At 45.9% G+C, this 11441-nt stretch carries 9 protein-coding genes and 1 pseudogene; 6 read left to right on the forward strand and 4 right to left on the reverse strand.

All coding sequences use genetic code 11. The annotated features are described in order from the left end of the window. Window positions 1–407: 407 nt before the first annotated feature. Window positions 408–1016, reverse strand: coding sequence for a superoxide dismutase (locus MHI27_RS02950; protein ID WP_042184652.1), 609 nt, complete (start codon window positions 1014–1016; stop codon window positions 408–410). A gap of 479 nt (window positions 1017–1495) precedes the next feature. Here MHI27_RS02950 and MHI27_RS02955 point away from each other — a divergent pair, with 479 nt between their 5' ends. The 5 genes and pseudogenes from MHI27_RS02955 to folE all read left to right on the forward strand — a co-directional run bounded on the left by MHI27_RS02955 (window position 1496) and on the right by folE (window position 4968). Beyond that, window positions 1496–1915 (forward strand): GNAT family N-acetyltransferase, encoded by a 420-nt coding sequence (locus tag MHI27_RS02955; RefSeq protein WP_036676822.1) that lies wholly within the window; start codon window positions 1496–1498, stop codon window positions 1913–1915. A 190-nt stretch (window positions 1916–2105) separates the two neighbouring features. Next, a complete protein-coding gene (lepB, locus tag MHI27_RS02960; protein WP_042184655.1) occupies window positions 2106–2714 on the forward strand; it encodes a signal peptidase I in 609 nt (202 codons plus the stop codon). A 36-nt stretch (window positions 2715–2750) separates the two neighbouring features. Beyond that, window positions 2751–3941: pseudogene (gene queG / locus MHI27_RS02965) on the forward strand (tRNA epoxyqueuosine(34) reductase QueG); the annotation flags it as partial. Window positions 3942–4077: 136 nt separating this feature from the next. Next, the gene (locus tag MHI27_RS02970) at window positions 4078–4329 is read left to right on the forward strand and encodes a YneF family protein (protein WP_042123938.1); all 252 of its coding nucleotides are present in this window, start codon (window positions 4078–4080) and stop codon (window positions 4327–4329) included. A gap of 45 nt (window positions 4330–4374) precedes the next feature. Further along, a complete protein-coding gene (gene folE, locus MHI27_RS02975) occupies window positions 4375–4968 on the forward strand; it encodes a GTP cyclohydrolase I FolE (RefSeq protein ID WP_042123940.1) in 594 nt (197 codons plus the stop codon). A gap of 121 nt (window positions 4969–5089) precedes the next feature. On the opposite strand, the gene MHI27_RS02980 is transcribed toward folE, so the two are convergent. Together MHI27_RS02980 and MHI27_RS02985 are read right to left on the reverse strand one after the other, a co-directional pair. Next, the gene (locus tag MHI27_RS02980; protein WP_405175537.1) at window positions 5090–6268 is read right to left on the reverse strand and encodes a Fe-Mn family superoxide dismutase; all 1179 of its coding nucleotides are present in this window, start codon (window positions 6266–6268) and stop codon (window positions 5090–5092) included. A gap of 188 nt (window positions 6269–6456) precedes the next feature. Beyond that, a complete protein-coding gene (locus MHI27_RS02985; RefSeq protein ID WP_076285877.1) occupies window positions 6457–7497 on the reverse strand; it encodes an alpha/beta hydrolase in 1041 nt (346 codons plus the stop codon). A gap of 271 nt (window positions 7498–7768) precedes the next feature. On the opposite strand from MHI27_RS02985, the gene MHI27_RS02990 reads away from it, so the two are divergent. Continuing rightward, the gene (locus MHI27_RS02990; RefSeq protein ID WP_042184662.1) at window positions 7769–8512 is read left to right on the forward strand and encodes an IclR family transcriptional regulator; all 744 of its coding nucleotides are present in this window, start codon (window positions 7769–7771) and stop codon (window positions 8510–8512) included. Between the two features lie 132 nt (window positions 8513–8644). Here MHI27_RS02990 and acnA read toward each other — a convergent pair whose 3' ends face one another. Beyond that, the gene (acnA, locus tag MHI27_RS02995) at window positions 8645–11386 is read right to left on the reverse strand and encodes an aconitate hydratase AcnA (RefSeq protein WP_076285875.1); all 2742 of its coding nucleotides are present in this window, start codon (window positions 11384–11386) and stop codon (window positions 8645–8647) included. Window positions 11387–11441 lie beyond the last annotated feature (55 nt).

Below are 11441 nucleotides of genomic sequence, written 5' to 3' on the forward strand. Positions count from 1 at the left end.
AATGTTTGATGTAGAAGTATGGAATGTACTATGCTTACATCTAATTGCTTCTGTTGTTTTATGACCTCAAGAGTGATCAAAATTGTTTTTAGGGAATTATTCCCTGAAATCATGCCCTTTCCGCCTATTTTTAATCATTTTAGGGAAAACCTCCCTAAAAATTCGGTGAATATCTTATTTATGCTCCAGAACCGCTGGTTTTTAGGGAGGTTTTCCCTTATTACTAGTGTTTATGGAGAATATCGCTGAATTTCAGGGAGTTTTTCCCTAATTATAGTAAGACGAAGGCTATTTGGGGACTCTGCCCAGTAGAGCAACATAAAAAAAGGTATCCCGCAGCCTATTAGGCCAGGGGATACCTTTTTAAATTGGCTATTAAGCTATAAGCTCAAGCCGAATTTAATTCCTTATTTCGCGCTTTCGTAACGTTTGCCAACTTCTTCCCAGTTTACTACGTTCCAGAACGCTTTGATGTAATCAGGGCGTTTGTTTTGGTAGTTCAGGTAGTAAGCGTGCTCCCATACATCAAGTCCGAGGATTGGAGTAGCGCCTTCACTGATTGGGTTGTCTTGGTTAGGTGTGCTTGTTACTGCCAGTTTGCCATCTTTAACAACTAGCCAAGCCCAGCCACTGCCGAAACGAGTAGTTGCTGCTGCTGCGAAATCTTCTTTGAATTTTTCGAATCCGCCCAGTTCGCTGTCAATAGCTGCTGCAAGTGCGCCAGTTGGTGCGCCGCCGCCGTTTGGTCCGATAACTTCCCAGAACAAGGTGTGGTTAGCGTGTCCGCCACCATTGTTACGAACAGCAGTGCGGATAGCTTCTGGTACAGCGTTCAGATCTGTAAGAAGTTCTTCGATGCTTTTGCTTTGCAATTCAGGTGCCTTTTCTAAAGCTGCGTTCAGATTAGTCACATATGTGTTATGGTGTCTATCATGGTGAATTTCCATCGTCAAAGCGTCGATGTGTGGTTCGAGTGCGTTGTTTGCATAAGGAAGTGCTGGTAATTGAAATGCCATGGAAAAATCCCTCCTGAGTATATTAGAATTTGTATAGATAAAGAACTTCGGCGGTTTATCGTCAAAATTCTTTATTGTTGATATGTACTATAGGGTATCTCCCAATAGGATACTTTAATTAAACAGTATCTGGATCAATAATGCAACACTAAACAAACATAAATGTTTATAAAGTATGATGGGAGTGTAAACAGAATCATCAATTGTATTTAAAATGTTAAAATAAAGAGCCGTCACCCCATAGACATAACTCTTTATAATTACCCTTATAATGAAACAATGAATCTTAGTCAAAATGTAAACGCTTGATATTAAGCGCTTTCAAAAGAAAAATGATGATATCACGAGAAAAGTGTGCTTTAATAGATTTAAAAGCAGGTATTCCTCGGTATTTGATGCTTTTTTTTATTTTCTCAATGTTAAGGGAACCCCTTCTTTTTGTTAAATTCATAAGCCATAGACAAGGGAGATTTTAAAGAATGCACGTTCGTTCCTTTCAATTAAGCGACGTTAGCCCTGTGACTGATTTGCTGCAAACAGCATTATCGGAAGAATGTTTCGAGAACACTATCGAGCCTTTCTCCAGGCAGCTTTCATGGGATTCAGATCTCATTGTAGTTGCGGAAGATGAAGAAGAAATTGTTGGAGCACTGATTGGTACGATTGAGAAAAACCACGGTTGTTATTTCCGGATTGCTGTACATCCTGATTATCGCCGCAGAGGAGTCGGTAGAAGTCTGGTATCGGCTATGGAATCCAGGTTTCAAGCTCGTAAGGTTAGTGGTATCTACGTAGCCGTCGATGAGCATAATTCTTTTGCATTGCCATTGTATGAAGCTATGGGATATAGCGAGAATCAAATTTTTAAATCTGTCCGGAAGCTGAGCATTGTTGGGTAATTTTGATCACTCAGATGCGTAAGCGGAAACATTTACTAAATAAAGAACTATAGTTGATGATATAGTCTGTTTCATTCATACTCAAGCGTATTTTCCAGAAGTCCATTACTAATGGCTGGGAGATATGCTTTTTTATTGTTATAATATCTGCAAGTATAGACATCAATAATTGAGAATAAGAGGTGACATATTGAGTCAGGAGTCCCAAGTAGAGTTCATGCGTAATCGGAAGCAAAGACATAGATCGTCCAGATCAAACAAAGGCTTTGGTGGTCGTTTGGCCGCGGAATTGAAGGATTGGTTGCTTACAGCGGTAGTTGTCTTTGCGGTAATGTCGGTTCTTAATATTTTTGTGTTCAATATATCAACGGTTAAAGGTCAGTCTATGCAGCCAACGCTTGTGGAAGGTGAGAGGCTCTTTATTAATAAGCTTTCATTGATGTTTGTAAACCCAAAACACGGGGATGTCGTCATTCTTCATGATCCTAGCACTGGACCAAGTCGGAAGGACTTTTTAGTAAAACGAGTCATTGGTATACCTGGAGATATCATAGAAGTGAAGGATCACCAGTTATATGTGAATGGAAAAATAGTGAATGAGCCGTATATAGATACCGAGATTGAAGACCCGGATTTCGCGGCGTTAACTGTGGAGAGCGGAAACTATTTTGTCATGGGAGATAACCGTCATGCTTCAGCAAGCAAAGATAGTCGTTATTTCGGCTCCATCCCACAGGACATGATTGTAGGCAGGGCGGATTATATCTGGTGGCCGCTGTCTAAACTGAAAGGGTTATAAGAATTTTATCGATAACATGAAAAGGAGAAGGCGGAAATGAACAATACATTTCAGTCACCGTATGCACCCCCGCCTTCCAAGTGGGCACAGCTTAAAGCGGAGATTCAGGAGGCTGCGACGTCACTCGGTATTGATGATATCGGGTTTACTACAGCAGAGCCTTTTTTATATCTGAAAAATATTTTGCAAGACCACCGAGACAAAGGATATGAATCTGGTTTCGAGGAACCGGATCTGGATAAAAGGACAATCCCCGCTCTGAGCTCTGGGGACAAGCCCTTATCTATTATTTCAATTGCTGTGGCCTATCCTTCCAAAATGGAGAATCCTCCGAAGTCTGAGCCAGGTGCACGAAGAGGTATTCTCGCCAGAGCATCATGGGGCAGGGATTATCATCATGTGCTGAGGGAGGCCTTAAGTAAGCTAGAGGACTTTATTCATGAACGTGTACCGGAGGCTGTGCTGGAAAGTATGGTCGATACCGGTGTACTGGTAGATAGAGCGGTAGCGGAAAGAGCGGGGATAGGCTTCAGCGGCAAAAACTGTTCTATCATCTCACCCAAATGGGGATCTTGGATTTATCTAGGGGAGATGGTTACGAACATTCCTTTTGCTCCGGATGAGCCTGTTGAGGAAGGCTGCGGGGAGTGTACCAAGTGTATTGATGCTTGTCCAACCGGTGCACTGGTGGGGCCGGGTCAGCTTAACGCGCAGGCTTGTATTTCTTTTCTGACGCAGACCAAAGGATTTCTGAGTGATGAATACATGACCAAGATTGGCAACCGTCTATACGGCTGTGACACCTGCCAGATTGTATGTCCCAAGAATCGAGGGAAGAACTGGAATCATCGCCCTCAGATGCTGCCTGATCCTGAGATCGTGAAGCCATTGTTAATGCCAATCCTGGATCTTAGCAACCGTGAATTCAAAGAGAGATTCGGAAATAGCTCTGCTGCCTGGAGAGGCAAAAAGCCGATGCAACGAAATGCGATCATCGCTCTCGGTAATTTCAAGGAAGTAGAAGCGGTGCCAAAGCTAACAGAAATTGTTCTGAAAGAGCCGCGGCCTGAGATGCGAGGCACTGCTGCTTGGGCGCTGGGACGCATCGGTGGTGAGGAGGCTCTAGCTGCTGTTGAATCGGCTTTAGAGCGCGAAGAGCATGACACGGTAAAAGAAATGCTGAGCCGGGCGCAGGATGTGCTCCTTACTGCGAAGCAGGCACGAGAGGACAACGATGTTTAATGAAGGAAAAAGATCATAGACAGGTTGCATATTCCCAATTGCTGTCCAGTTCTCGAAATGCTATGATAGATTCGCGCGCCATATGGCGATGCAGACAATAGAGTGTAGAGGTGGGCTTTAGATGAATATCGCATTACCTATTATTACATTGGTCGTAGGTCTCATCGGTGGATTTTTTATCGGTGTGTATTATCTGCGCAGACAAATGACAACTATGCAGAATGATCCTGAAATGCTGCAAAAGGTTGCGAAACAAATGGGTTATAACCTGAATGGGAAACAAATGCAACGTGCCCAACAGATGATGAAGAATCAGAACCAGACAGGCGCCCGACCAGGAGCAGCTAAAGGGAATAAACGTAGAAGTAAGTAACCGGGTCCGGATAGAAATTATACGGGTGCGGAAGGGGGAGACATCATGGGGAACATCAATGAATACGTGAACGGTAAAGTATCAGAGAACCGTGAGCAAATCGAGTATCACGTTGAGAAAATATTAGAATTAATCGGTGAAGATACCGGCCGCGAGGGACTGCTTGAAACACCAGCGCGTGTTACGCGGATGTACGAGGAGATATTCGGCGGTTATTCGATAGATCCCCGCGAGGCGCTCGGTGTTACTTTTGATGAGTCTCATGAAGAGCTAGTGATCGTGAAGGATATCGTCTATTACAGCCAATGTGAGCATCACATGGCTCCTTTCTTCGGTAAAGTGCATATTGGATACATTCCGAGCGGACGGATTGCTGGACTCAGCAAATTAGCTCGCCTAGTTGAAGCAGTGAGTCGGCGTTTGCAGGTTCAAGAGCGCATTACGACGCAAATTGCGGATATTATGACGGAGGTACTAAGCCCTCACGGCGTTATGGTCGTTGTGGAAGGTGAACATCTTTGTATGTGCGCACGTGGAGTGAAGAAGCCAGGAAGTAAGACGGTAACCATGTCTACTAGAGGGGTCTTCCGGGAGGATGCCGCCGCTCGTGCGGAGTTTCTGAGCTTGATTAAAGAATAGTATATAGAGGTGTCTATACCTCGAAATTAGAAGGACCCATCATTCACTTTTTGTGAACGATGGGTCCTTTTGGGTCAATATAAGCGAATAGAAGTGATGTCTTCTACGAAGTGGTAAGAGATCAGTAAGGCTTCCATGCCAGTTTACTGGCAGCCGCATAACGCTCTGACACATATGGCCAGTTGACGACCTTCCACCAATCGTTAATATAATCCGCACGATTATTCTGATGTTTCAGATAGTAGGCATGTTCCCATACATCCAAGGCCAAGAGCGGAACAACGTCCCATTGCGATAAATTTTGATGTTTTTCCGCAGTGAGAATTTCTAGTCTATGGCTACGTGGACTCCAGACGAGAATGGCCCAGCCGCCACCTTCTACTTTATTCGCAGCTTCGGTGAACTGTTTCTTGAAGCTGTCATAGCTTCCAAAGCTTTGTTCTATAGCTTCTAGTAAAGCACCTGTTGGGCGGCCCCCGCCTTGCGGAGACATCACGTTCCAAAAGATCGTGTGAAGATAGTGGCCTGCACCATTAAAGGCTAATTCTCTCTCCCAATGCTTAACGAGATCGAAGTCACCGTTCTTACGGGAATCTGCTAATTTAACTTCAGCCTTGTTTAATCCATCTACATAACTTTGATGGTGCTTATCATGATGAATTCTCATCGTCTTTTCGTCAATATAAGGTTCTAGTGCATTATAGGTGTAAGGCAAGGGAGGTAGCGTATGGCCGCCAATGGGTACCGCGTCGTTTTTATCGCGGATATCAGGAACAGTGTCAGTAAAAGTAGAGAATCCATCATTCCGCATAGTATCGTCTGTATCGATGTTTACGACATAATCCTCTGTGTAATCACGCATGACTTGTGAAAGCTTTCCGGGCGAGCTGAGTGTCTGCAGTACGGCTAAGAAGTATTCTGATTCGCGAATAATATGCAGAATCACAGTAGTTGCAAGGGGGACGGCTTTGACCGCTGCGCTACTCTCCATGATGGCAAAGAGCTGCCGGACGAACTCTTGGGATTGATTGCAGGAGATATGTAGCAGTTTCTCCGTTTCCGCAGTGAGTTCTGCCTGTGGCGGAGGAGAAGCGGAAAGGGCAGCATTCAATAGCTGCTGTGCCGTCTGCTCAGTTGCACCAAAAACAACGGCCCATTCATCGAGGAGTTTCACATAAGGGTCCTCTAATTTAGGTACGATCGCTTTGATGACTTCGGTATGCTCTTTCTCTTGTGTTTTCCAAAATACGATTTCTTCCAGAATACGTACTGGCAGCATCGGCCCGTATACATATAGCATGCCAAGAAAACCTCCCGTGATATGTCTTTATCAGTCCATTATATGAACGGTCTTGGAAGGTTATGAAGAACATAAACTTAGAGTGCCTCTTTGGCTTCTTTCTTTCCTGGGGATGAAAACAGCCTCTTCCTAGGATACATTTCTTTCTGTCCCTGGAAGAGGCTGTTCGTATGGTTATTAGCGCTTAGTTAATTACTTGCCATCGCCGGCTGATCGCCATTATTATTTTTGGCCAGATGGACATTCCCTAAAAAAGCGGAGACCCGCCGCAAATACTCACGGGGATGCTCGCGGAACAACAGCTCATGATGACTACCTTCAATGATCCAGGAATCAGAGAACGGATTGTTCTGATTTGCTGCTAGTTCTTCGGCAATAGGATAAGGGGCTTTATCGTCTTTGGTTCCATGCATGAAAAGGATAGGGAAAGGATAATCTTTGGATTTAACCTTTGCATATGGAATCTGATCTAGTCCCGTACCGTTCAGTACCGGGAACAGCATTTCCATGATCGCCAGGGAAGGCTGGCGCGGCAGATCGATATTCTGCTTGATATTATGATACAGCGTGTCTGGTTCTAACAAAAAGGTGCTGTCCAGAATCATCGCGTCGATGTCCTCAGATACTAATCCTGCTTGCAGTGCTGTGCCAGCCCCCATGGAGAAGCCCCAAACAACGAGCTCTTTAGCTCCGCGTTCCTTTGCGAAATCAATGGCGCCTAGAAGCTGCTGGGATTCTTTTTTGCCGCCGGTTGCAATATCCTTATTACCTTGGGCAGCAAATCCGTAATCAAACATTACGACATTGAAATTCAGACTGTGTGCATAGTGAGCGAGATCGTACATAGGTACCCAAGACTCTTCGCGGTTGGCACCATAGCCATGGCTGAACACGATAGTCTTAGTAGCATCCTTGGCTGGAATATACCAGCCGTTCATCATGCGACTTCCATCCTTAGCGGGGAAAGTTACATCCTCGTAGGCGAGGCCTTTGGCCATCATAGGATTGGAGTACAGTGGCGCGACGGTTGGATTGGATAGTACCCAAGCGATGTAGCCATGAAGCGAGACAAAACAAAATGCTAAAAAGAAAAATATAGATAATAGCAATGCAACGATAATATGCTTAACACGGATCATCCGCAGCGATAGTCGTGATGAACTGCCCTGTTTAGGTAGTTTAGGACGACGGGAGACTGACGTGCCGGCTCGGCTGGTTGTCAGATCCATAAGGTCCCCTCCTAAGTATGATGTGAGTACTAGTGCCTAGGATAATTTGTCGAAAATGATACTAAAGCATTAGTATATTTAATATGTTTATCGTAAGTTGAAGCACTTACAAAGTCAATGAATTGGACCGTTTTGTAATGTAACTGTAAAGTGCGGACCAGTCTTTTTCGACTCAGTGAATATACTGGACTTTCCGTAGAGTTTTGCACTAAGATAGAGTTAGTTATAATGTAACCGCGTTTCATTTGATGAAACACGAAGGGGGATTACTGTGGAGGACCGAAAGCTAACGGTACGCGCGGTAGAACGTGCGCTTGATATATTACTTTGTTTTACGCAGGACAGAGATTTAGGGTTAACGGAGATCGCATCAAAGATTGACTTACATAAGAGTACAGTCCACAGATTGCTGGCAACACTAGAGGAAAAGGGCTTTCTTATTCGCAATCCGGCGACAGAAAAATATAGGTTGGGTATACGAATCTGGGAGTTGTCTACGCATCTGCCTGCTTTTGACGAGTCGGCAGCGGTATTGCTGCCATCTATGGAACGGCTGAGAGATCGACTCGGAGAGACGGTCAGCCTTTACTTACGGGATGGTATTGAACGCGTACGTATTCAGGCGGTACAGAGCCAGCAAGCGATTCGTAGAGTTGCACAGATCGGTGCGAGGCTGCCATTATCCGTAGGGGCGTCGAGTAAGGTGTTAGCAGCGTATGCACCACCTGAGGTGTTGAGAGAGCTGCTGGAGAGTTCGGAGTGGCCGGATTACGTTGAGAAGAGTGTATACAAAGATCAGCTTAATGAGATCATCCGGCTGGGGTATGCCACGAGTTTCGAAGAACGTGAGTCTGGTGCGGCCGCTGTGGCGGTACCTGTCACAGGCCGTAGTGGAAATGTGATTGCGGCGTTATCACTGTCAGGGCCGGTCAGCCGCCTGTCTAGGGATACGTTAGTGGAGTATGCTGCCATCTTGAAGGAAGCAGCAAGTGAAATGGGCATGATGATTCCATAGCCCAACATGAGAAAAACGGCCAGTCTCCGGATGATCGGAGGCTGGCCGTTTAATATTCAAATATAATAAGACGAGGGAGTGTCTCTAACCTTAATGGCCAGAGGGCACTCCCTTGTGCGTCTTACGATAAATCTATTCTACCGATACAGCCGAAGAATCTGTGGCATCCGCCAGCATTTGACGAAGTACAGTTTGTAGAATACCACCATTGCGATAGTAATCAATATCAACCGTGCTGTCGAGTCGTGCAGTAACAGGGAAGTCGAATTGAGTACCGTCTTCACGGGTAGCGGTAACAGTTAGATCTTGGCTTGGCGTCACCTCGTTATCGAGACCGGTAATGTTGAAGGTCTCGCGTCCGGTCAGTCCCAAGCTGCTCCAGCCGTGGCCTTCCTGGAATTGCAGTGGAAGCACACCCATACCAACCAGATTGCTGCGGTGAATCCGCTCAAAGCTCTCAGCGATAACAGCTTTAACACCCAACAGAAGCGTGCCCTTGGCAGCCCAGTCACGTGAGCTTCCTGTGCCGTATTCTTTACCGGCGATAACGATGAGATTCTGTCCAGCGTCCTGATACAGCATGGAAGCGTCATAGATGGACATGACTTCATCGCTTGGTAGGAAGGTTGTAACTCCGCCTTCTGTACCTGGAGCTACTGCGTTACGAATCCGAATATTAGCGAATGTACCACGCATCATGACTTCATGATTTCCGCGGCGTGAGCCGTAGGAGTTGAAGTCTGCACGTTCTACACCATGATCGCGTAAATATTCGCCGGCAGGACCAGAGGTAGAGATATTACCTGCAGGTGAGATATGGTCGGTCGTTACGGAATCAGCAAGCAACGCCAGAACGCGTGCATCCTTGATATCCTTAATGTCTCCCAGACCGTCTGCCAGATGTTCAAAGAATGGCGGATTCTGAATATACGTGGAATTATCATCCCACTCATACAGCTCGCCTTGTGGAACAGGGATAGAATTCCAACGTTCATTAGCAGTGAATACATTCTCGTATTTACGACGGAACATCTCCGGACTAAGGGAGAGACCGATAGCTTCACGAATTTCAGCAGTAGTTGGCCAAATATCCTTCAGGAATACTGGCTCACCTTGTGGATCAAATCCAAGCGGTTCAGTCTGCAAATCGATATTTACAGTGCCAGCCAGTGCGTAAGCAACTACGAGCGGCGGTGAAGCCAAGTAGTTGGCTTTGACCTGAGCATGTACGCGGCCTTCAAAGTTACGGTTACCGGAGATTACAGCAGCTACGGTCATATCGTTATCAGTGATGGCTTGGCTAACCTCTTCAGGCAATGGACCGGAGTTACCGATACAAGTAGCACAGCCATATCCCGCCAAGTAGAAGCCCAGTGCTTCAAGTGGCTTCAGCAAGTCTGCTTTTTCCAAATATTCAGTAACTACCAATGATCCTGGAGTCAAGCTGCTCTTAACGTATGCTGGTTTGGTCAGACCACGTTCCACAGCTTTTTTCGCCAAAAGACCTGCACCAAGCATAACGCTAGGGTTGGAAGTATTCGTACAGCTTGTAATCGCTGCGATCACGACCGCGCCTGTGCTCAGCTTGCTTTTGGTGCCATTTTTATGTTCTATTTCTACAACTTGGGCGATTTTCTCATCGCTGAGACCGTAACCGCCTTTGTCTACAGGTGTACGGATAATACCTTCGAAATTTTCTTTCATATGCGTAAGTTCGATCCGGTCTTGCGGACGTTTTGGTCCAGCCAAGCTTGGAACGACAGAAGCTAGGTCAAGTTCAATTACATCGCTGAACTCAGGATCTGGCGTATTCGAAGTGCGGAACATGCCTTGTGCTTTGTAATAAGATTCAACGAGCTCTACCAGATCATCTGGACGACCTGTGCTGCGAAGATAAGCAAGTGTCTCTTCATCTACAGGGAAGAAACCGATCGTTGCTCCGTATTCTGGCGCCATGTTAGCAACCGTTGCCCGGTCAGCGAGACTGATGTTAGCAAGACCAGGACCGTAGAATTCGACGAATTTGCCGACTACGCCCTTTTTACGCAACATTTCAGTCACTGTCAGTGCCAAGTCTGTTGCTGTAGCCCCTTCGATAAGACTGCCTGTTAGCTTGAAGCCCACTACATCTGGTGTAACAAAATAGAGCGGTTGTCCGAGCATACCTGCTTCAGCTTCAATACCGCCTACACCCCAGCCCACAACACCAAGTCCATTGATCATCGTAGTGTGGGAGTCCGTTCCAACAAGGGAATCTGGATAAACGACAGTTTCACCATCGATAGTTTTAGTGGTGGCTACGGAAGCCAAATACTCCAAATTCACCTGATGCACGATACCGGTAGCTGGAGGAACTGCGCGGAAATTATTGAAAGCGGTCTGTGCCCAGCGAAGGAAACGGTAGCGTTCCTCGTTGCGCTCAAACTCCACGTTCATATTGTATTCCAAAGCGTCTGCCGTACCGAAAGCATCAACCATAACAGAGTGGTCAATTACAAGGTCAACGGGAACGAGCGGGTTGATCTGTTTAGGATCTCCGCCGGCTTTCTTTACGGTGTCACGCATAGCTGCCAGATCTACGACTACCGGAACACCGGTAAAGTCCTGAAGTACGATACGAGCAGGGATAAACGGAATTTCTTTATTGCGATCAATGTCGCCTGACCAATCAGCCAATTGTTTCACATGTTCTTCTGTAATCGCCCGTCCGTCAAATTGACGAACAGCCGCCTCAAGTAATACTTTGATCGAGAAAGGAAGGGAAGAGATAGAGCCCAATCCTTGTTCCTCAAGGGAGTTAAGATCATAATAGCGATAAGATTTGCCACCTGATTCCAGGGTGCGGGCCAACGAGAAATGATCCTTGCTTGGCATATGTGCGCCTCCTTGTTTCATCTATTGAAACTCAATTTCACATTGCATATTATTT

This window comes from Paenibacillus sp. FSL H8-0261, assembly GCF_045040645.1.
Lineage (GTDB): Bacteria > Bacillota > Bacilli > Paenibacillales > Paenibacillaceae > Paenibacillus_AQ.

Excerpts from the sequence above, each read along its gene's own strand:
- MHI27_RS02950 (WP_042184652.1), bottom strand. The coding sequence starts at position 1,016 with ATGGCATTTCAATTACCAGCACTTCCTTATGCAAACAACGCACTCGAA.
- MHI27_RS02955 (WP_036676822.1), top strand. The coding sequence starts at position 1,496 with ATGCACGTTCGTTCCTTTCAATTAAGCGACGTTAGCCCTGTGACTGAT.
- MHI27_RS02970 (WP_042123938.1), top strand. The coding sequence starts at position 4,078 with ATGAATATCGCATTACCTATTATTACATTGGTCGTAGGTCTCATCGGT.
- folE (WP_042123940.1), top strand. The coding sequence starts at position 4,375 with ATGGGGAACATCAATGAATACGTGAACGGTAAAGTATCAGAGAACCGT.
- MHI27_RS02980 (WP_405175537.1), bottom strand. The coding sequence starts at position 6,268 with ATGCTATATGTATACGGGCCGATGCTGCCAGTACGTATTCTGGAAGAA.
- MHI27_RS02985 (WP_076285877.1), bottom strand. The coding sequence starts at position 7,497 with ATGGATCTGACAACCAGCCGAGCCGGCACGTCAGTCTCCCGTCGTCCT.
- acnA (WP_076285875.1), bottom strand. The coding sequence starts at position 11,386 with ATGCCAAGCAAGGATCATTTCTCGTTGGCCCGCACCCTGGAATCAGGT.